The organism is Streptomyces sp. NPDC044003, from assembly GCF_056435185.1.
This window is the reverse complement of the sequence record NZ_JBWKFA010000002.1, coordinates 236882-256719: the sequence shown is the minus strand read 5'-3', so window position 1 is coordinate 256719 and position 19838 is coordinate 236882. Positions and strand designations below refer to the sequence as shown.

Genomic DNA, 19838 nt, shown 5'->3' with positions numbered 1-19838 from the left:
CGGACCCCACCTGTGGAAACCCGTCAGGACCCGGTCCGCACCCCACGGGAAACAGACCGTACGCGGTGCCTGCGCCACCGGCGCCCGCACCCGGCTCAGCCGCCCGGGTCCCACTCCCTCGGCATCGTGCTCTCGTGCTCCACGGGCCGGTCCGTCCCCAGCCGCGCCCAGATCAGGAACCCGGCCGTCCCCAGTCCGACCAGCCCCACCGGGATCAGCACCGCGATCAGCCACTCCGGCACGCCCCACCACCCCCCGACCGCCAGGACGCCCCCTCCACCGGACAGTTCCCCGGCGGCGCTCCCGGCATGCCGAACCGGAGTCCGGCTCGTATTCCGTGCGTTCGACCTCGAAGACGGTGATCGTGACGCCGTCCCGGACGGCCCGCCAGGTGCCGGTCACCACTCTCGAACCCGGGGACACGGCCCCTGGCCTCCAACGCTGGCGCCCCGGACCTCCGCCGAGCGCGGTCCGGGGCACGCAACGCGAAGACCACCCGCTCAGCCGGTTCAGACCTCCAGGAACGCCTCCAGCGTCTCCTCCAGGACCTCCGCGCCGTCCCGCGCCCACAGGGCGTCGTTGAAGAGTTCCACCTCGACCGGGCCCGTGTAGCCGGCCTTCTCCACCAGGGCCACCCAGGCCGCGAGGTCGATCGCGCCCGTGCCCAGTTGGCCCCGGCCGTTCAGGACGCCCGCGGGGAGCGGGGTGGTCCAGTCGGCGAGCTGGAAGGAGTGGATGCGGCCGGCCGCACCCGCGCGTTCCACCGCCGCCGGGGCCCGGTCGTCCCACCACAGGTGGTACGTGTCGACCGTGACGCCGACCTGGGAGGCGGGGAAGCGTTCCGCGATCTCCAGGGCCTGGTCCAGGGTGGAGACCGCGCACCGGTCGGAGGCGTACATCGGGTGCAGGGGCTCGATCGCCAGGCGGACGCCCCGCTCCCCCGCGTACGGGGCGAGGATGCCGATCGCCTCGGCGATGCGAGCCCTCGCGGACGGCAGGTCCGGGCAGGCCGGGGTGAGGCCGCCGGAGACCAGGACGAGGGTGTCCGTGCCGAGCGTCACGGCCTCGTCGATCGCCGCGCGGTTGTCCGCTTCCCAGCCGTCGCTCGTGAAGAAGCCGCCGCGGCAGAGGGTGGTGACGGTGAGCCCCGCGTCCCGCACCAGGTCGGCCGCGGCCTCCACCCCGTACTCCTGGACCGGTTCGCGCCAGAGCCCGATGCCCGGGACGCCCAGTCGGAGGCAGTGCTCGACCAGTTCGGGCAGGGCCAGCTGCTTCACCGTCATCTGGTTGAGGGAGAAGCGGTCGAGGTTCATCGCGGGACTCCGTACACGGTGAGGAGCGAGCGCATCCGGGACTCGGCGCGCGCCGGGTCCGGGAACAGGCCCAGGCCGTCGGCCAGTTCGTACGCGCGGGCCAGGTGCGGCAGCGAGCGGGCGGACTGCAGGCCGCCGACCATCGCGAAGTGGTCCTGGTGGCCGGCCAGCCAGGCGAGGAACACCACGCCCGTCTTGTAGAAGCGGGTCGGGGGCTGGAAGAGGTGCCGGGAGAGTTCGACCGTGGGGTCCAGCGTCTTGCGGAAGGCCGCCACGTCACCGGTGTCCAGGATCCTCACCGCCTCCGCCGCCAGCGGGCCCAGCGGGTCGAAGATGCCCAGCAGGGCGTGGCTGAAGCCCTGTTCGTCGCCCGCGATCAGCTCCGGGTAGTGGAAGTCGTCGCCCGTGTAGCAGCGGACGCCCTCCGGGAGGCGGCGGCGCAGCTCGACCTCGCGCCGGGCGTCGAGGAGGGAGACCTTGATGCCGTCGACCTTGTCGGGGTGGGCCTTGATCACGTCGAGGAAGGTCTCGGTCGCCGCGTCGAGGTCGGGCGATCCCCAGTAGCCGTCGAGGGCCGGGTCGAACATCGGGCCCAGCCAGTGCAGGATCACCGGCTCGCTCGCCTGGCGGAGCAGGTGGCCGTAGAGGTCGAGGTAGTCCTCGGGGCCGGTCGCCGCGGCGGCGAGGGCCCGGGAGGCCATGAGGATGGCCTGCGCGCCCGACTCCTCGACGACCGCGAGCTGTTCCTCGTACGCCGCACGGATCTCCGGCAGGCCGGCCGGGCCCGTCAGCTGGTCCGTGCCCACGCCGCAGGCGATGCGGCCGCCCACGCTGTGCGCCTCCGCCGCCGACCGGCGGATCAGCTCCGCCGCGCCCGCCCAGTCGAGGCCCATCCCGCGCTGGGCGGTGTCCATGGCCTCGGCGACCCCGAGGCCGTGGGACCAGAGGTGGCGGCGGAAGGCGAGGGTGGCGTCCCAGTCGACGGCGGCCGGGGAGTCGGGGGTGGTGTCGGCGTACGGGTCGGCGACGACGTGCGCGGCGGAGAAGACCGTACGGGAGGTCAGGGGGCCGGTCGCGGAGAGCGCGAGCGGTTCGGCGCGAGGGGTGTACGCGCGCGTGGAGCCGTCCGGGGAGGGCAGCCGGATCGTCACAGCGTCACCTCCGGGACGTCCAGGCGGCGGCCCTCGGCGGCGGACCGCAGGCCCAGTTCGGCGAGCTGGACGCCGCGGGCGCCGGCGAGGAGGTCCCAGTGGTAGGGCTCGTCGAGCGCGATGTGCCGGAGGAACAGCTCCCACTGGGCCTTGAAGCCGTTGTCGAACTCGGCGTTGTCGGGGACCTCCTGCCACTGCTCGCGGAAGGACTCGGTGGCGGGGATGTCGGGGTTCCAGACGGGCTTCGGGGTGGCCGAGCGGTGCTGGACGCGGCAGCCGCGGAGTCCGGCGACGGCGGAGCCGTGGGTGCCGTCGACCTGGAACTCGACGAGCTCGTCGCGGTGGACGCGGACCGTCCAGGAGGAGTTGATCTGGGCGACGGCGCCGCCCTCCAGCTGGAAGATGCCGTACGCGGCGTCGTCGGCGGTGGCGGCGTACGGCTTGCCCTGCTCGTCCCAGCGCTGCGGGACGTGGGTGGAGACCTGGGCGGTGACGCTCGTGACGCGGCCGAAGAGCTCGTGGAGCACGTACTCCCAGTGCGGGAACATGTCGACGACGATGCCGCCGCCGTCCTCCGCACGGTAGTTCCAGCTGGGGCGCTGCGCGTCCTGCCAGTCGCCCTCGAAGACCCAGTAGCCGAACTCTCCGCGCACGGAGAGGATCTCGCCGAAGAAGCCGCCGTCGATGAGGCGCTTGAGCTTGAGCAGGCCGGGGAGGAAGAGCTTGTCCTGGACGACGCCGTGCTTGATGCCCTTCGCCTCGGCGAGGCGGGCGAGTTCCAGGGCGCCGGCGAGGTCGGCCGCGGTGGGCTTCTCGGTGTAGACGTGCTTGCCGGCGGCGACGGCCTTGGTGAGGGCCTCGACGCGGGCCGAGGTGACCTGGGCGTCGAAGTAGACGTCGACGGAGTCGTCGGCGAGGACGGCGTCGAGGTCGGTGGACCACTCGGTGAGGCCGTGGCGCTCGGCGAGGGCGCGCAGGGCGTGCTCGCGGCGGCCGACGAGGACGGGCTCGGGCCAGAGGGTCTCGCCGTTGCCGAGGTCGAGGCCGCCCTGTTCGCGCAGGGCGAGGATCGAGCGGACGAGGTGCTGGCGGTATCCCATGCGCCCGGTGACGCCGTTCATGGCGATGCGGACTGTCCTGCGTGTCACGAAAGGTTCCTCTCCGCGGTGTTCTCTCGACATCTCGATAGAAAGCGCTTTCCATCGAAGATGACGCTAGCCTGCCGACATCGCCGCCGACAAGGGCCCTGGAGGTACGCACGCGATGACCGTCACCCTGGCTGACGTGGCCGCCCGCGCACGGGTCTCCCCCGCCACCGTCTCCCGCGTCCTGAACGGCAACTACCCGGTCGCCGCGTCGACCCGCGAACGGGTGCTGCAGGCCGTGGACGAGCTGGACTACGTCCTCAACGGCCCCGCGAGCTCCCTCGCCGCCGCCACGTCCGACCTGGTCGGCGTGCTGGTCAACGACATCGCCGACCCCTTCTTCGGGATCATGGCGAGCGCGGCGCAGAGCGCGATCGGGGAGAGCGCGACGGGGCGCGGCGGGGGCGAGAAGCTCGCCGTCGTCTGCAACACCGGCGGCTCCCCCGAGCGCGAGCTCACCTACCTCACCCTGCTCCAGCGGCAGCGGGCCGCGGCCGTGATCCTCATGGGCGGCTCCCTGGAGGACCCGGAGCACCTCGCGGCGACGGCCGGGAAGCTGACGAAGCTGGCCGAGGCCGGGACCCGGGTCGTGCTGTGCGGGCGGCCGCCGGTCCCCGGCGACGCGAGCACGGCGGCGCTCGTCTTCGACAACAGGACCGGTGGGCGCCACCTCACCGAGCACCTGCTCGGCCTCGGCCACCGACGGATCGGTTACGTGGCGGGGCCGGCCGACCGCACCACCACCCGGCACCGCCTGGAGGGCCACCGGGAGGCCCTCGCGGCGGCGGGCGTGGCCGAGGGCCCGACGGTCCACGGGCCGTACGACCGCCGCTCGGGTCACGAGGCGACGGCGGAACTCCTCGCCCGGGACCCGCACCTCACGGCGGTCGTCGCGGCCAACGACACGGTGGCGCTCGGCGTCTGCGCGGCCCTGCGGGAACGGGGCCTGTCGATCCCCGGCGACGTGTCGGTCGCCGGCTTCGACGACCTCCCGTTCTCGGTGGACGCGGTCCCGTCCCTGACGACCGTACGACTGCCGTTGCACGAGGCAGGGGTCCGCGCGGGCCGCCTGGCCATGAACGCGGAGGAGCCTCCGGCGGGCGGCGTGGAGACGGTGCCGGGGGAGCTGGTGGTACGGGGGTCTACGGCGGCGCCGCGGGGGTAGCGGGGCGCCGGGGTGGGGGTCTCCGCGGACGGAGGCCCCGGCTCGCCTAAGGCTCCGGGCGGGAGGCCCCGGCTGGCCTACGGCTCCGGGCGGGAGGGCCCTGCCGGCCTACCGCTCCAGGCGGGAGGCCCCGACGGACCTACCGCTCCCGGCGGAAGGCCCCGACCGACCCACCGATCCCGGCGGAAGGCCCCGATCGACCCACCGCCCCCGGCGGAAGGCCCCGACCGACCCACCGATCCCGGCGGGAAGCCCCGGCCGATCTACCACTCCCGGCGGGAGGCCCCGGCCGATCTACCGCTCCGGGCGCAGGCCCGTCGCCGCGAGGACTGCGTCGACCGTCTCCTCGACCGTCTGGTCCGCGTTGTCGATCCAGACACCCTCGCCGGAGAGTTCCGCGCGCATGGCCTCGTCCAGGAACGCCCAGTTCGTCGTCAGCTTCTTGTGGCGGGCGTTGTTGCGCTCCCAGGCCTTGTCCGGGCCCGGGGCCAGGATCACCACGTGGAGCGGGACCGCCTTCGCGTGGGCGCGGTAGTAGTCCAGGTGGGAGCGGCGTACGACCACGTCGTCGAGGACCGGCAGGAAGCCCGCCGCGGCGAAGCTGTCCGCGAGCAGGCAGCCGTTGCGGGCACGCAGCAGGATCTGGCGGTCCGCCTCCGGGTCGCCGTCCGGGGTCGGCCAGTGGCAGCCCTGGACGATCAGCTCCTGGAGGTGGTCGACCTCGATGTGCGCCGCGCGGGCGAACCGCGCGGCGAGGGCCGCCGCGACCGTGGACTTCCCGCTGCCGGGGATCCCCGCCAACAGGACGGTTCCGGGGGCGGGTTCGACGCTGTCGACGGTGACGTTCTCGAAGGTCATACGGGGCGGAACCTCTCGGCGGCGCACGGTCACGGGCGCGTGACACAGTAGCCGGGCTCCCCAGGGGAGTTCATCTGATATTCGGCGCGCAGGATGTAGTCCCCCGGCCCGCAGGAGGCCTCGTCCGCGACGCGGTACTCGGCCTGCGGCGATCCGCAGTCCACCTTCAGGAGCGCCTGCTCGGGCCAGTCGGCGGTGTTGTCGACGCAGTCGCCGACGGAGAGCCCGACCCGCTCGCCGTCGCCTTCGGGGCCCGCGATCAGCCCGATGAGCACGAGTGTGGGGATCGCGGCCGCGACGAGCGCGAACGGGGTGAGCACCAGCATCGCGGGCGCGCGGCGCAGCACCCGCCTGCCCGGGTCCAGGGGCGGCCGCCAGGCGCCCTGCGGCTCGGGCAGACGACGGAACGCGGCGCGGGCGCCGAGGACGTTGGAGAGCACGACGAACGGCGTGACGAACAGGGAGAGCAGGCCCCACCAGCCGGTCACGAGCGTGTCGGAGGTCATCTTCCGGTAGACGGCGAGACCACAGGTGCGGCAGAAGACACCGCGCCGGGTGACCGTGCGCATGATGACGACCATGCCCTGGTGCGCACGGACGGCGGCCGCGACGGCAGGCTGCGCGCCGCAGACCTCGCACCCTCGGGGAGGGGAGGGCTGCGGTTGTCCGTACGGCTGCGGCTGCCCATAGGGCTGCGGATGTCCGTACGGCTGCGGCTGCGGCTGCGGCTGCGGCTGCCCGTAAGGCTGCGGCTGCGGCTGCCCGTAAGGCTGCGGATGGGTCATGGTGTCGCTCCCCCGTTCGGCGTCGGCACCAGCACCCTAGCCCCGGGCTTCTCGACTGCCCTCCGGGCGAACGACGTCAGCGCCACTCCCCCCACGAGCAGCGCCGCCGCGCACCAGCGGAGCGGGCTCACCGGCTCGCCCAGGACGAGGGCCGCCGAGGACATGCCGAAGACCGGGACGAGGAGGGAGAAGGGGGCGACGGAGGACGCGGGGTAGCGGCGCAGGAGCAGGCCCCAGGCGCCGAAGCCGAAGACGGTCGTGATCCAGGCGACGTACGCGATGACGCCGGCGCCCGTCCAGTCGAGTCCGCGCAGGGCCTCGAGGTCGCGCTCGGGGCCCTCCAGGAGGAGGGAGAGGCCGAGGAGCGGCAGGACCGGCACCGTACTGACCCAGACCATGAAGTTGAGGGCGTCGGGCGGGGCGGCCTTGCGGGTCAGGACGTTGGAGACGCCCCAGCAGGCCGCCGCGGCGATCACCAGGGCGAAGCCGACGAGCGGGCCCGAGCCGCCCTCGTCGACGGCGGCGACGCCGATGCCGGCGAGAGCCACCGCCATCCCGAGCACCTGGAGCCGCGCGGGGCGTTCACCGAGGGCGGCGAAGGCGAAGAGGGCGGTGAAGACGGCCTGGACCTGGAGGACGAGGGAGGAGAGTCCGGCCGGGGCGCCGAGGTCCATGCCGGTGAAGAGCAGGCCGAACTTGGCCACGCCGAGGACGAGTCCGACGCCCACGATCCACTTCCAGGCGACCTTCGGGCGGCCGACGAGGAACACCGCCGGGAGGGCGGCGACGAGGAAGCGGAGGGCGGAGAAGAGCAGCGGCGGGAAGTGGTCGAGGCCGATCTCGATGACGACGAAGTTGACTCCCCAGACGGCGGCGACCAGGGCGGCGAGGGCGAGGTGGGCGGGGCGCATGCGATCGAGCATGGCCGCGGCCGACCGTGTAGCACCAGCACAGGTCTCTTCATGGTGGGATGAAGGATCCCTACATCCAGGAACTCCCACAGGAGGTGCCCGTGCTGGATCTCGGTCGTCTGCGCGCCCTGCACGCCGTCGCCGTCCACGGCAGTGTCGGCGCCGCCGCCACCGCCCTCGGCTACACCCCGTCCGCGGTCTCGCAGCAGATCGCGAAGCTGGAGCGGGAGACCCGTACGACCCTGCTCGAACGCAGCGGGCGCGGTATCCGGCTCACCGACGACGCCCAACAACTCGCCGCCACGGCCCGGGAGTTGCTCGCTCTCGTCGAGGAGGCGGAGGTACGTCTGGAGGAGCGGCGCGGCCGGCCCGCCGGGCGGCTCACGATCGCCTGCTTCGCGAGCGCGGCGCGCGGTCTGATGCCCCGGGCGCTCGCCGAGCTGGCCCGGCTCCACCCGGACCTCGACGCCCGTCTCTCGGAGGTGGACCCGCACCTCTCGGTCGACCTGGTGGCGCGGGGCGTGATCGACCTGGCGGTGGCGCACGACTGGGACATCGCTCCGCTGCCGACGCCGCCGGGGGTCGAGCAGGTGGTCATCGGCGACGACCTGTGCGACATCCTCGTCCACCGGGACCATCCGCTGGCGGCGCGGGAGTCCGTGCGCCGGGAGGAGCTGGCGGCGGAGCGGTGGATCTCGCAGCCGCCGGGGACGGTCTGCCACGACTGGCTGACGCGGACGCTGCGGGCGACGGGGTACGAGCCGCTGATCGTCCATCAGGCGGAGGAGAACCACACGCAGGTGGCCCTGGTGGCGGCCGGCCTCGGCATCGCCCTCGTCCCGCGCCTGGGCCGCGGGACCCTGCCGCCGGAGGTCGTGCCGGTGCGGCTCGACCCGACGCCGACGCGCCGGCTGCACGCCATGTGGCGGACCGGTGCGGCGCGGCGCCCGGCGATCCGGGAGGCGGTCCGTACGCTCCAGGAGCTCTGGCCCACGATCGCCTCGGCCGCCTGAGGCGGGCGGGAACGATTCCTGCGCGGGTCCTTGACCTGGCAGTTACTTTCGGGCTATCCGTGACACCTTGGAAGTTTCCTTCAACCTTGCACGGCCGGAAGGAGCATCAGTGCACCACCGCGCCCCCGCCCCCTCCCGACGCACCCTCCTCACGGTGACCGCCGCAGCCGCCGCGGCGGCCGTCACCGGTCTCATCACCCCCACCGCCCACGCCGAGGCCGACGACCTGAGACTCCAGCGGCTCATCGACCGGATGTCGCTGGAGGAGAAGGTCGGCCAGCTCTTCGTGATGCGGGTCTACGGCCACTCCGCCACCGCCCCGGACCAGGCCGACATCGACGCCAACCTCAAGGAGATCGGCGTCCGCACCGCGGCCGAGCTGGTCGAGCGCTACCACGTGGGAGGGGTCATCTACTTCTCCTGGGCCCACAACACCCGCGACCCGCAGCAGATCGCCGCCCTCTCCAACGGCATCCAGCAGGCCGCGCTCGCCCAGCCCACCCCGGTCCCCGTCCTCATCTCCACCGACCAGGAGCACGGCATCGTCTGCCGGGTCGGCAAGCCCGCCACCCTGCTGCCCGGGGCGATGGCCCTCGGCGCCGGCGGCTCGCACGCGGACGCCCGCAAGGCCGCGCAGATCGCCGGCGAGGAACTCGCCGCCGTCGGCATCCGGCAGAACTACGCCCCGGTCGCCGACGTGAACGTCAACCCGGCCAACCCGGTCATCGGGGTCCGCTCCTTCGGCTCCGACCCGCAGGCCGTCGCCGGGCTCGTCGCCGCGCAGGTGAAGGGGTACCAGCGGGCCGGGGTCGCGGCCACCTCCAAGCACTTCCCGGGCCACGGCGACACCGCCGTCGACAGCCACTACGGCCTGCCGACCATCACCCACACCCGGGAGCAGTGGGCCGAGCTCGACGCGCCGCCGTTCCGGTCGGCGATCGACGCCGGCATCGACTCGATCATGACCGCGCACATCGTGGTCCCCGCGCTCGACCCCAGCGAGGACCCGGCGACGCTCTCGCGGCCCATCCTCACCGGCATCCTGCGCGAACAGCTCGGCTACGACGGCGTGGTGGTCACGGACTCCCTCGGCATGGAGGGCGTACGGACCAAGTACGGGGACGAGCGCGTCCCGGTCCTCGCCCTCAAGGCCGGCGTCGACCAGCTGCTCAACCCGCCGAAACTCGACGTCGCCTGGAACGCGGTCCTGAAGGCCGTCAGGGACGGCGAACTGACGGAGGCCCGGCTCGACGAATCGATCCTGCGGATCCTGCGGCTCAAGGCGAAGCTGGGCCTCTTCCGGCAGGCGTACGCGACCCGGGCGGGCGTCGAGCGGGTCGTCGGCACCGAGTCCCACCTCGCCCACGCCGACCGGATCGCCGAGGCGACCACGACGCTCCTCCTCAACGAGGACGGCTTCCTGCCGCTGAGCCCGGCCACCCACGGCTCGGTCCTCGTCGTCGGCGCCGACCCGGCCTCACCGTCCGGCACGACGGGCCCGCCGACGACGACGCTCGCGACGGCGCTGTCGGAGCTGGGCTTCACGGCGACGGCGCTCTCCACCGGGATCACCCCGACGGCCGCGAAGATCGAGGAGGCGGTGGCGGCGGCGGCCGGCAAGGACGTGGTGCTCGTCGGCACGTACAACGTGTCCGCGACCAGTCCGCAGCGGACGCTCGTCGCGCGGCTCGTCGCGACGGGGGTGCCGGTGGTGACGGTCGCGATCCGCAACCCGTACGACATCGCGCGGCTCGGCGGCCAGCGGGCGACCCTCGCCGCCTACTCCTGGACCGACGTCGAACTCCGGGCCGCCGCCCGGGTCCTGGCCGGCCGCGCCCGTCCCCAGGGCCGCCTCCCGGTCCCGATCCAGAACGCGGAGGACCCGACGAAGGTGCTGCATCCGGTGGGGTACGGGCTGTCGTACGTGCGCTGAGCCGCGGCCCGTGTGGGCAATCGTCCCGCTGGGCGGGACGGGTGGGCACACGGGACGGCGCCCTCTAGCGGCGCCTCCGCGTTCCGAGCCTGACCCGCACCACGTTGTGCGCCGTACCTGCGGTGCGGGTTCAGGCGCGAAAGCCTCTGGCGCCGGCAGGGCGCGGGTCCGTTGTGCCCACCCGTTCCGCCCCTTGCGGAACGCCTGCCCACAACGGGGTGGGCGGTGGCGCCGCCCCGGTGGAGCGATTGCCCACAACGGGGTGGGCGTGGGCACCGCCCCGGTGGAGCGGTGCCCACGACGGGTTACGGCCGCAGGCCGTGTTCCCGGGTCGTGTCCTCGTCGACCGCCGTGTCGATGCGCGCATCGAACGCCGCCAGCGGCTGCGCCGCCTGGACGGCCGGGGCGGAGACGCCGGCCCAGGCGAGGATGCGGGCGGTGGCGGCGTCACGCTCGGCGGGGACGAGCCCGGCGACGTTCGCGCCGTGGTTCATGCCCGGCGCCACGTACACGAAGCTGTCGCGCGCGCCCTTGTCGACGTGGAACTGCTCGGAGCCCCACGGGTCGTTGCCGCCGTAGACGAAGAGCATGTGGTTCGCGTTCTTGCGGACCCAGTCGTCGACGTCCCGCATGACCCACGGCTTGAACTTCATGGGGATCTCGCTCGGCACGAAGCTGCTGGCCGGCTGGTAGCCGTAGCGGCTCAGGCCGTCGAGGTGCGGCTGCTTGATGGTCGGCGAGCCGAGCTCGGTCGCCGCCTGGTAGTAGTACGGCGTGTAGTACTCCAGGCCCTGGTCGCTGTAGGCGGACCAGCCGGAGTACGCGTCGATCGTGTCGTACACGACGTCGTCGCTCGCGGTCGCCGCGTCCGGGATCTGGTCGCAGACGTTCTGGCCGTAGTACTGCCAGAAGCCCCACACGAAGTCGAGGACGACGGCCTCGTACGCCTTGTCGAGCGAGCCGACCGTGTTGAAGGTGGCGCCCTCGGACTCGGCCCAGGCCTTGTACTTCTTCTCCAGCGGCTCGCGGCGGACGAGGGCCTCGCGCTGCATGTTGTTCAGGCGGTCGCGGCAGTCCTTCGTACCGACGGTCTCGAAGAACCGGTCGTAGGCCGAGTCCTCCTTGTTGACCACGTCGTTCGGCGCCACGTAGGCGACGACGCCGTCCATGTCGCGCGGGTAGAAGCGCTCGTAGTACGTGGCGGTCATGCCGCCCTTCGAGGCGCCGGTGGAGAGCCACTTCTGGCCGTAGATCGACTTCAGCGCCGCGTAGATCCGGTGCTGGTCGCTGGCGGCCTGCCAGATGTCCAGCTTCGACCAGTCGGCCGGCGCCGGGCGGGACGGCGTGAAGAACCGGTACTCCATGGAGACCTGGTTGCCGTCGATGATCCGGGTCGGCTCGGTCCGGCTCGGCGTGGTGGAGAGACCGTAGCCGCTGGTGCGGAAGACGGTCGGGCGGCTCGTGTCCTTGTGGAGGATCGAGATCCGCTGCTGGAACGTGCCCGCCCACGGGCGCTTGTGGTCGATCGGCTGCTCGTAGTTGAGGACGAAGTAGCGGTAGCCCGCGTACGGCTTCTCCTCGATCAGGCTCATCCCGGGGATCGCCAGGATGCGGTCCTTGATGTCCGTGCTCGTGCTCTGCGAGTCGACGACGGCAGCGCTGCCGGCCTCCGTGTCCGCGGCGGTAGCCACACCGGTCGACCCGACGGTGCCTATGAGCACCGAAAGCGACAGCGCCCATCTCAGCGACTTGCGCATTCACCCTCCCCTTGGTTCACAACGGTGTCGCGAACCTAGCGGGGACAACGTGCGGACCGCCAGACCCAGTTGGTCCTTACCCTTGGACTTTCCTGTACATCAGCACAGGATCCAGCCCGTCGCCGTCCCCCGGCCCGCCACCGAACCGCTCGCCCGGACGCAGCGGTTGAGTGCGTGGACCGTCAACGGGCCCGCCTGTCGGTCGAAGCGGCCCGACCGGACGACGGCCCGGCCGCCGCGCGGCTGGAGCGAGACGGTCATCGGGCGGCGCGGGCCCGGGTGCTTGGCGACGGTGACGGCGCAGACGTACTGGCGGGTCCGGTAGAGGCGCAGCTCGCCGGTGGCGAAGGTGATGGTGCGGGTGGGCCGGCCGTGGCAGACGGCGGCGGCGTCGGCGGTCCCGCCGCCGGGCCCGGGGCCGGGGAGGAGGAGCAGCGCGAGGGCGGCGAGGAGCGGGACGAGCACACGGGCGAGGGTTCGGGCCGTGCCGACGTCTGTGGTCATGCGTTCCTCTCCCGGGCGAGTCGTCGTACGGCCGTACGACGCACGAGGTCCGGGAATGGTTGCCTCCGCTTGTCTCCCGCTACCCGAAGGTCGTCATGACCAGCGTCAGGAAGACGGCCTCCGCGCCGAGCTGGACCCGGAACGCGGTCCGGGCGACGGTGGCACGCGCCGCGCTCTGGGCGGTCACGAAGGCGACGGCCGCCAGGACCAGGCTCACGACGTACGCGTAGCCGGGGGTGGAGCCGCAGCCCTCCCCGTAGGTGACGCAGCGGCCGGCGTTCTCGGCGGTGAGGGCGACGATGCCGGCGAGCACGGTCGCCGGCACGAACAGCCCGGCCCAGATCAGGGACCGCTTCCGCAGGCGCCGGCCGGCCTCGTCGGAGGCGGAGGGAACGGCGGGCGAGGCGGTGGCGCGGGCGCGGGTCGTCTCGTGGCTCATGCCCTCGATTCAAGTCCGCCGGACGAGAGCGGGGAATCCGCCGGGGTACTCACCCGGCGGATCCCCCGTACTCAGAGCGCTCCTCAGACCCGCTCCGGCTCCGCCTCCCCGATGAACGTGTTCCACAGCATCGCGTACCGGCCGCCCAGGGCCAGGAGTTCGTCGTGGGTGCCGTCCTCCGCGACCTGCCCGTGGTCCATGACGACCACCCGGTCCGCACGCGCGGCCGTCGTCAGGCGGTGGGCGACGACGAGGGTCGTGCGGCGGCCCGCGAGCCGGTCGGTGGCCTGGTTGACCTGGGCCTCGGTCGCCAGGTCCAGGGCCGCCGTGGCCTCGTCCAGGAGCAGGATGTCCGGGTCGACGAGTTCGGCGCGGGCCAGGGCGATCAGCTGGCGCTGCCCGGCGGAGAGGTTGCGGCCTCGCTCGGCGACCTCGTGGAGGTAGCCGCCGTCGAGCGTGGCGATCATGTCGTGCGCGCCGACCGCGCGGGCCGCCGCCTCGACCTCGGCGTCGGTCGCCTCGGGGCGGCCGTACGCGATGGCGTCGCGGATCGTCCCGGCGAAGAGGTACGCCTCCTGGGGGACCACGCCGAGCCGGTGCCGGTACGCGGTGAGGTCGAGGTCCCGCAGGTCGGCGCCGTCGGCGGTGACCCGGCCGGCCGTCGGGTCGTAGAACCGGGCGACCAGCTTGACCAGGGTGGACTTTCCGGCGCCGGTCTCGCCGACGAAGGCGACGGTCTGTCCGGCGGGGATCCGGAGGTCGATGCCGGTGAGGGCCTCTTCCTCGGTTCCGTACGCGAAGGACACGTCCTCGAAGGCGATCTCGCCACGCAGCGACAGCACGTCCCGCGGCGCGTCGGCGGCGGCCGTCGACGTCGGCTCCTGGAGCAGCTCCTGCATCCGCTTCAGGGAGACGGCGGCCTGCTGGTAGCCGTCGAAGACCTGCGAGAGCTGCTGCACGGGGGCGAAGAAGAGGTCGATGTAGAGGAGGTAGGCGACGAGCGCACCGGTGGTGAGGGTGCCGGCCTCGATGCGGTTCGCGCCGACGATCAGGACGGCGGCGGCCGCGACCGAGGACAGCAGGGTCACGAACGGGAAGTAGACCGAGATCAGCCACTGGCCCCGGACGCGCGCCTCACGGTACGAGTCGCTGCGCTCCGCGAAGCGGGCCGCGCCCGAGCGCTCGCGGCGGAAGGCCTGGACGATCCGGAGGCCGGCGACGGACTCCTGGAGGTCGGCGTTGACGACGCTGATCCGCTCGCGCGCCAGCTCGTACGCCTTCACGCTGGAGCGGCGGAAGTAGTACGTGCCGAGGGCGAGGACCGGCAGGGTCGCGAAGACGACCAGGGCGAGCTGGAGGTCGAGCACGAGCAGCGCGACCATGATCCCGAAGAAGGTGACGACCGAGACGAAGGCGGTGACCAGGCCCGTCTGGAGGAAGGTCGACAGGGCGTCGACGTCCGTGGTCATCCGGGTCATGATCCGGCCGGTGAGCTCGCGCTCGTAGTAGTCCAGGCCGAGACGCTGGAGCTGGGAGAAGATCTTCAGGCGCAGCGCGTACAGGACCCGCTCGCCGGTGCGGCCCGTCATCCGGGTCTCGGCGGTCTGCGCGACCCACTGCACGAGGACGGTGACCAGGGCGAGCGCTGAGGCCGCCCAGACGGCGCCGATCGCGAGCCGGTTCACGCCCTCGTCGATGCCGTGCCGGATCAGGACCGGAAGCAGCAGGCCCGCGCCCGCGTCGAGGGCGACCAGACCGAGGCTGATGAGCAGCGGGGCGCCGAAGCCGCGGAGCAGCCGGCGCAGCCCGTACGCGTCCTCGGGGGACACGGCCCGGGCCTCGTCGATGTCGGGGGTGTCGGTGGCGGGCGGCAGGGCCGCGACGGCGGCGAGGAGTTCGGGGGTGGCTCCGGGCGCGGGGGTCTCGCGGCCGGTGGTCTCGTCCCGTACCCACAGGGTCGGGGTGATGCCCCGCTCGGCGTCGAACTCGGCGTCCAGCTCGGCCCGCAGCGTGCGGTCCTCGGGAAGCTCGTCCGGCGGCGTGACGTGGCCGGGCGAGACGGCGCCGAGCTCCTCGGGGTCGGTGAGGAGGCGGCGGAAGAGCGGGGAGCGGGCCTCCAGCTCGGCGTGGGTGCCGATGTCGGCGAGCCGGCCGTCCTCCAGGACGGCGATGCGGTCGGCGAGGCCGAGGGTGGAGCGGCGGTGGGCGATGAGCAGGGTCGTACGGCCCGCCATCACGGACTTCAGGGCCTCGTGGATCTCGTGCTCGACCTTGGCGTCGACGGCGGAGGTGGCGTCGTCGAGGAGGAGGAGCCGGGGGTCGGTGAGGATCGCGCGGGCGAGCGCGACGCGCTGGCGCTGGCCGCCGGAGAGGGTGAGGCCGTGCTCGCCGACCTTGGTGTCGTACCCGTCCGGGAGCTCGGCGATGAAACGGTCCGCCTGGGCGGCGCGGGCGGCGGTCTCGATCTGCTCGCGGGTGGCGTCGGGGACGCCGTACGCGATGTTCGCGGCGACGGTGTCGGAGAAGAGGAAGGAGTCCTCGGGGACGAGGCCGATGGCGGCGCGCAGGGAGTCGAGGGTGAGCTCGCGGACGTCGTGGCCGCCGACGAGGACGGCGCCGTGGGTGACGTCGTAGAAGCGGGGCAGGAGGAGCGAGACGGTGGACTTGCCGGAGCCGGAGGCGCCGACGACGGCGACGGTCTCGCCGGGCCGGATCTCCAGGGAGAAGCGGTCGAGAACCGGGCGCCCGTCCTCGTACGCGAAGGAGACGTCGTCGAACTCGACGGTGGCGGGCGCGTCGGCGGGCAGTTCCTTGGTGCCATCCTTGATCACCGGCTTGGTGTCGATGAGGTCGTAGACCCGCTCGACGCCGGCGCGGGCCTGCTGGCCGACGGTGAGGACCATGGCGAGCATGCGGACCGGGCCGACGAGGGAGGCCAGGTAGGCGGAGAAGGCGACGAAGGTGCCGAGGGTGATCTGGTGCCGGTAGGCGAGCCAGCCGCCGAGCGCGAGGACCGCGACCTGGCCGAGGGCGGGTACGGCCTGGAGGGCGGGGGTGTACCTGGAGTTGAGCCGGATCGTCCGCAGGCGCCCGGCGAACAGCTTCCGCCCGGCCTCCCTGATCTTGCCGGTCTCCTGGTCCTCCTGGCCGAAGCCCTTGACGACCCGGACGCCGGTCACGGCCCCGTCGACGACGCCGGCGACGACGGCGGCCTGCTGCTGCGCGTGCCAGGTGGCGGGGTGGAGACGGGTGCGGCTGCGTTTGGCGATCCACCAGAGGGCGGGGGCGACGGCGAGCGCGACGAGGGTGAGCGGGATCGACAGGTAGGCCATGACGGCCAGCGAGATGAGGAAGAGCAGGATGTTCCCGATCGTCATCGGGAGCATGAAGAGAAGGCCCTGGATCAGCTGAAGGTCGCTGGTGGCGCGCCCGACGACCTGCCCCGTGGACAGCTCGTCCTGCCGCCGCCCGTCGAGCCGGATGACGGTGTCGTACATGTCGGTCCGCAGGTCGTGCTGGACGTCGAGGGCGAGCCGGCCGCCGTAGTAGCGGCGGACGTAGGTGAGGGCGTAGACGAGGACGGCGGCGCCGATGAGCAGCCCCGTCCAGACGCCGAGGTCCCGGGTCTTCGTCCCGATGACGTCGTCGATGATCACCTTGGTGACGAGCGGCACGAGGGCGAGCACGGCCATACCGGCAAGGGAGGACCCGAGCGCCAGCAGCGTGTTCGCCTTGTACCGCCACGCGTACCCGGCCAGCCTGCGCGCCCAGCCCTGCTGTGTCCGATCCGGCTCTTTGTGCCCCACCGCCGCCACGAGTGGCCTCCCATCCGTCCTGCTCTACCGGAAGGCCCAACGCGGCCGACGTGCGATTTCATCCCGCCGCAACAAATACCGGTCCCTGGTCCTAGGACCGGGGACCGGTCTCCGGTCACCTGCCGGGTCGGCGGGCCGGTGGGCGGGTAGGTGAGCCCCGGGGCCGCCGGCCGGGCGGTGCCGTGAACGGAGGGGAAGGGGAGATCCATGGGGAAGGTCGAGGACGGGAAGCCGTACCGGTGGGGGCGGCTGCACGCGGCGGTACAGGTCCTCGAAGGGCTGGCCGAAGGGAGGACCGGGCTGGGCCGGCCGTCGGAGCGGAAGAAGACGACGAGCACCCCGCGGAACAGCTTCGTGATCCTCCTGCGCGACATGGGCCTCCAGCTGCTCGCCGCCCGCGAGAAGGGCGGCGAGCACGCCCGGGCCGCGGCCGCGGTCGTCGGGGACATCACGGAGCTGATAGCCCCGGAGCCGATGTACGGCAAGGGGCTGAACCCGAAGGAGACCGCCGCGTTCCACGAGGGGTACGAGCATCAGATGGGCCTCTACCGGGAGAAGTGGGAGAAGCTCGTGCTCTGAGCCTGGACGGCGTCGGACCCCGGTCCCGCGACCGGGGCCCGGGGGGTGCGGGAGGGGTCAGAGAGTGACGAAGAGGCCGTTGGCCGCGTCGCTGACCGTGATGTTGCTCCAGACCACCGTCATCGGCGGGCTGCACTTGGGCTGGAAGTTCGCGGTGACCGTGATGCTGAAGTTGGCCTTGCCGTTCTGGACCGGGAAGTCGCCGCCGCCGCCGAACGACTGCTTGTTGGCGGCCTCGGGGTCGTTGTTGCCACGGTTGACGCACTGGGCGTCGGCCGTGACCTCGACATGGATCTGCGACTCGTTGCCGAGTCCGGCTTCCTTGCCCTTGACGGTCAGAGTGCTGCCGGAGATGTTGGCCGTCGGGGTGCCGACGAAGTGCGCGCTTCCGGCCTCGGCGGAGGGGGCGAGGAAGCCGACGATGGCGAGGGCCACGCCTGCGGGCAGAAGGAAGGGGGAATGACGACGCATGAGGTTTCACCTCACCGGGATTTCGCTCTTGCCGTCACGCCCGTGCCGGCCGTGACGGCCGGAAATCGTACGGAGTGCGCCACTGTCCGCACGTGTCCCCAGAATATGCCTCCCGGGGCACCGCGGCCCGTCAGAGGTGCGTCGGCTCGAACATCCTCAGGAGGGCCGGGAGGACCACCACCGACGGGCCCGGGGTCGCGAGGGCCTTCGCGAGGTCCGCCGTGAGGGATTCCGGGGTCGCCAGGGTGCCGGGGACGCCGAAGGACTCGGCCAGGGCGACGAAGTCCGGGCGGGTCAGCTCCGTGCCCGTGGCCTCGCCGAACGCGTCCGTCATGTACTCCCGCAGGATCCCGTACCCGCCGTCGTCGACGATCAGCCACGTCACGTCGAGCCCGTACTGCTTCGCCGTCGCCAGCTCCGCGATCGAGTACATCGCGCCGCCGTCACCCGACACCGCGAGGACCGGCTGCGACGGGTCGGCGACGGCCGCGCCGAGCGCGGCGGGGAAGGCGTAGCCGAGGCCGCCCGCGCCCTGGGCCGAGTGCATCGTGTTCGGGTGCCGCGCGTCGAAGGCCGACCACGCCCAGTACGCCAGGATCGTCATGTCCCAGAAGCTCGGCGCCCGGTCCGGCAGCGCCTCCCGCACCGCAGCGACGATCCGCTGCTCCAGGCCGAGGTCCTGCGCGGCGATCCGCTCCCGGACCTTGCCGAGGACGGCCGCGACCCGCTCCGGGGCGTCCGGGTCCGTACGCTCTCCGGCCGTCTCCAGGAGCGCCTGGAGCGCGAGGCGGGCGTCCGCGTGGATGCCGAGCGCCGGGTGGTTGGACTCCAGCTTGCCCGCGTCGGCCTCGATCTGGATCACCCGGCCGCGCGGGGCGAACGTGTGGTAGTTCGAGGACAGCTCGCCGAGGCCCGAGCCGACGACGAGGAGGACGTCGGCGTCCTCCAGGAAGTCCGTGGTGTGCCGGTCCTCCAGCCAGGACTGCAGCGACAGCGGGTGCTCCCAGGGGAAGGCGCCCTTGCCGCCGAAGGTGGTGACGACGGGGATGTCGAGCTTCTCCGCGAGCGCCAGGAGCTTGCCGGAGGCGTCGGAGCGGACGACGCCGCCGCCCGCGATGATCGCCGGCCGCTCGGCGTTCTCCAGGAGGTGCGCGGCGACCGCCGTCAGCTCGGGGCGCGGGACGACGTCCTCGGGCGTCGCGTCCATGGACGTCACGACCGGGATCGCGGTCTCCGCGAGGAGCACGTCCTGCGGGATCTCCACCCAGACCGGCCCGTGCGGGGCGGTGAGCGCCGACTCCCAGGCCGCCGCGATCGCGGACGGGATCTGGGACTGCGTACGGACCGTGTGGACGGACTTCACGACGTCCCGGAACGAGGCCTGCTGGTCGCGGAGCTCGTGCAGGTAGCCGTGCCGGCCGCCGCCGAGCCCGGCCGCAGGGATCTGGCTGCCGATCGCGAGGACCGGGGCGGAGGCGGCGGCCGCCTCCTGGAGCGCGGCGAGCGACATGAGCGCGCCGGGGCCGGTGGAGAGCAGCAGCGGGGCGGCCTCGCCGGTGATGCGGCCGTAGGCGTCGGCGGCGAAGCCGGCGTTGTTCTCGACGCGGAGGCCGACGTACGTCAGCGACGAGCGGCGCAGAGCGTCGAACATGCCGAGGGCGTGCTGGCCGGGGAGCCCGAAGACGGTGGTGGCGCCGAGGCCGGTGAGGGTCTCGATGACGAGGTCGCCGCCGTTGCGCCCCTCGGGCGGGTTGAGGGCGGCGGCGGTCTGCGCGGGGGTGGGCCGCAGCACGAGGTCATGGTCGTGGGTCATGGGGTCCCTTGGCTGGTCGGTCGGGTGCGGCCCGGTGGTCGGATGGTGCCCACCCGACGGCGGCGTGGGGGGGGGGGAAGCCCCCCCCCCCCCCCCCCCCCTCCCCCCCCTCCCCCCCCCCCCCCCCCCCCCCCCCCCCCACCCCCCCCCCCCCCCCCACCCCCTCCCCCCCCCCCCACCCCCCCG

17 protein-coding genes are annotated in these 19838 nt (G+C 73.0%); 4 read left to right on the top strand and 13 right to left on the bottom strand.

All coding sequences use genetic code 11. The annotated features are described in order from the left end of the window. Window positions 1-95: 95 nt before the first annotated feature. The 4 genes from AC07AW_RS07845 to AC07AW_RS07830 form a co-directional block, all read right to left on the bottom strand. On the bottom strand, window positions 96-242 hold the full coding sequence (locus tag AC07AW_RS07845) for a hypothetical protein (RefSeq protein WP_478814593.1): 147 nt from the start codon (window positions 240-242) through the stop codon (window positions 96-98). Between the two features lie 267 nt (window positions 243-509). Beyond that, window positions 510-1313, bottom strand: coding sequence for a sugar phosphate isomerase/epimerase family protein (locus AC07AW_RS07840; protein WP_478814592.1), 804 nt, complete (start codon window positions 1311-1313; stop codon window positions 510-512). Next, on the bottom strand, window positions 1310-2464 hold the full coding sequence (locus AC07AW_RS07835) for a dihydrodipicolinate synthase family protein (RefSeq protein ID WP_478814591.1): 1155 nt from the start codon (window positions 2462-2464) through the stop codon (window positions 1310-1312). The genes AC07AW_RS07840 and AC07AW_RS07835 overlap by 4 nt, the downstream gene beginning before the upstream one ends. Beyond that, window positions 2461-3612, bottom strand: a complete 1152-nt coding sequence (locus tag AC07AW_RS07830) for a Gfo/Idh/MocA family protein (RefSeq protein ID WP_478814590.1) — start codon at window positions 3610-3612, stop codon at window positions 2461-2463. The genes AC07AW_RS07835 and AC07AW_RS07830 overlap by 4 nt, the downstream gene beginning before the upstream one ends. Window positions 3613-3727: 115 nt before the next feature. Here AC07AW_RS07830 and AC07AW_RS07825 point away from each other — a divergent pair, with 115 nt between their 5' ends. Beyond that, window positions 3728-4774 (top strand): LacI family DNA-binding transcriptional regulator, encoded by a 1047-nt coding sequence (locus tag AC07AW_RS07825; RefSeq protein WP_478814589.1) that lies wholly within the window; start codon window positions 3728-3730, stop codon window positions 4772-4774. 294 nt (window positions 4775-5068) lie between these two features. On the opposite strand, the gene AC07AW_RS07820 is transcribed toward AC07AW_RS07825, so the two are convergent. The 3 genes from AC07AW_RS07820 to AC07AW_RS07810 are packed head-to-tail and all read right to left on the bottom strand — an operon-like array spanning window position 5069 to window position 7328. Next, window positions 5069-5632 carry an AAA family ATPase gene (locus tag AC07AW_RS07820; protein ID WP_478814588.1) on the bottom strand — a complete coding sequence of 188 codons (564 nt, stop codon included), beginning with the start codon at window positions 5630-5632 and terminating at the stop codon, window positions 5069-5071. A 29-nt stretch (window positions 5633-5661) separates the two neighbouring features. Continuing rightward, the gene (locus AC07AW_RS07815) at window positions 5662-6417 is read right to left on the bottom strand and encodes an LppU/SCO3897 family protein (RefSeq protein ID WP_478814587.1); all 756 of its coding nucleotides are present in this window, start codon (window positions 6415-6417) and stop codon (window positions 5662-5664) included. Continuing rightward, entirely contained in the window at window positions 6414-7328 is a 915-nt protein-coding gene (locus AC07AW_RS07810; protein ID WP_478814586.1) for an EamA family transporter, read from the bottom strand. The genes AC07AW_RS07815 and AC07AW_RS07810 overlap by 4 nt, the downstream gene beginning before the upstream one ends. Window positions 7329-7429: 101 nt before the next feature. On the opposite strand from AC07AW_RS07810, the gene AC07AW_RS07805 reads away from it, so the two are divergent. Next, the gene (locus tag AC07AW_RS07805; RefSeq protein WP_478814585.1) at window positions 7430-8341 is read left to right on the top strand and encodes a LysR substrate-binding domain-containing protein; all 912 of its coding nucleotides are present in this window, start codon (window positions 7430-7432) and stop codon (window positions 8339-8341) included. A 109-nt stretch (window positions 8342-8450) separates the two neighbouring features. Further along, entirely contained in the window at window positions 8451-10274 is a 1824-nt protein-coding gene (locus AC07AW_RS07800) for a glycoside hydrolase family 3 protein (protein ID WP_478814584.1), read from the top strand. Between the two features lie 305 nt (window positions 10275-10579). On the opposite strand, the gene AC07AW_RS07795 is transcribed toward AC07AW_RS07800, so the two are convergent. The 4 genes from AC07AW_RS07795 to AC07AW_RS07780 form a co-directional block, all read right to left on the bottom strand. Beyond that, window positions 10580-12031 (bottom strand): aminopeptidase, encoded by a 1452-nt coding sequence (locus AC07AW_RS07795; protein WP_478814583.1) that lies wholly within the window; start codon window positions 12029-12031, stop codon window positions 10580-10582. A 99-nt stretch (window positions 12032-12130) separates the two neighbouring features. Continuing rightward, on the bottom strand, window positions 12131-12535 hold the full coding sequence (locus tag AC07AW_RS07790) for a hypothetical protein (protein WP_478814582.1): 405 nt from the start codon (window positions 12533-12535) through the stop codon (window positions 12131-12133). Window positions 12536-12614: 79 nt separating this feature from the next. Next, complete coding sequence (locus tag AC07AW_RS07785; protein WP_478814581.1) at window positions 12615-12974, bottom strand: hypothetical protein; 360 nt, start codon at window positions 12972-12974, stop codon at window positions 12615-12617. An 83-nt stretch (window positions 12975-13057) separates the two neighbouring features. Next, on the bottom strand, window positions 13058-16789 hold the full coding sequence (locus AC07AW_RS07780; protein ID WP_478814580.1) for an ABC transporter ATP-binding protein: 3732 nt from the start codon (window positions 16787-16789) through the stop codon (window positions 13058-13060). A gap of 207 nt (window positions 16790-16996) precedes the next feature. Here AC07AW_RS07780 and AC07AW_RS07775 point away from each other — a divergent pair, with 207 nt between their 5' ends. After that, a complete protein-coding gene (locus AC07AW_RS07775) occupies window positions 16997-17368 on the top strand; it encodes a hypothetical protein (protein ID WP_478814579.1) in 372 nt (123 codons plus the stop codon). Window positions 17369-17425: 57 nt separating this feature from the next. Here the strand turns inward: AC07AW_RS07775 and AC07AW_RS07770 are convergent, their stop codons facing one another. Then, complete coding sequence (locus AC07AW_RS07770; protein ID WP_478814578.1) at window positions 17426-17839, bottom strand: hypothetical protein; 414 nt, start codon at window positions 17837-17839, stop codon at window positions 17426-17428. A 130-nt stretch (window positions 17840-17969) separates the two neighbouring features. After that, a complete protein-coding gene (locus AC07AW_RS07765) occupies window positions 17970-19652 on the bottom strand; it encodes a thiamine pyrophosphate-binding protein (RefSeq protein WP_478814577.1) in 1683 nt (560 codons plus the stop codon). Between the last annotated feature and the right edge of the window lie 186 nt (window positions 19653-19838).

Bases quoted from the DNA above. Each gene is read 5' to 3' on its own strand.
- AC07AW_RS07840 (WP_478814592.1), bottom strand. From the start codon at position 1,313: ATGAACCTCGACCGCTTCTCCCTCAACCAGATGACGGTGAAGCAGCTG.
- AC07AW_RS07825 (WP_478814589.1), top strand. From the start codon at position 3,728: ATGACCGTCACCCTGGCTGACGTGGCCGCCCGCGCACGGGTCTCCCCC.
- AC07AW_RS07820 (WP_478814588.1), bottom strand. From the start codon at position 5,632: ATGACCTTCGAGAACGTCACCGTCGACAGCGTCGAACCCGCCCCCGGA.
- AC07AW_RS07815 (WP_478814587.1), bottom strand. From the start codon at position 6,417: ATGACCCATCCGCAGCCTTACGGGCAGCCGCAGCCGCAGCCTTACGGG.
- AC07AW_RS07810 (WP_478814586.1), bottom strand. From the start codon at position 7,328: ATGCGCCCCGCCCACCTCGCCCTCGCCGCCCTGGTCGCCGCCGTCTGG.
- AC07AW_RS07795 (WP_478814583.1), bottom strand. From the start codon at position 12,031: ATGCGCAAGTCGCTGAGATGGGCGCTGTCGCTTTCGGTGCTCATAGGC.
- AC07AW_RS07790 (WP_478814582.1), bottom strand. From the start codon at position 12,535: ATGACCACAGACGTCGGCACGGCCCGAACCCTCGCCCGTGTGCTCGTC.
- AC07AW_RS07785 (WP_478814581.1), bottom strand. From the start codon at position 12,974: ATGAGCCACGAGACGACCCGCGCCCGCGCCACCGCCTCGCCCGCCGTT.
- AC07AW_RS07775 (WP_478814579.1), top strand. From the start codon at position 16,997: ATGGGGAAGGTCGAGGACGGGAAGCCGTACCGGTGGGGGCGGCTGCAC.
- AC07AW_RS07770 (WP_478814578.1), bottom strand. From the start codon at position 17,839: ATGCGTCGTCATTCCCCCTTCCTTCTGCCCGCAGGCGTGGCCCTCGCC.
- AC07AW_RS07765 (WP_478814577.1), bottom strand. From the start codon at position 19,652: ATGACCCACGACCATGACCTCGTGCTGCGGCCCACCCCCGCGCAGACC.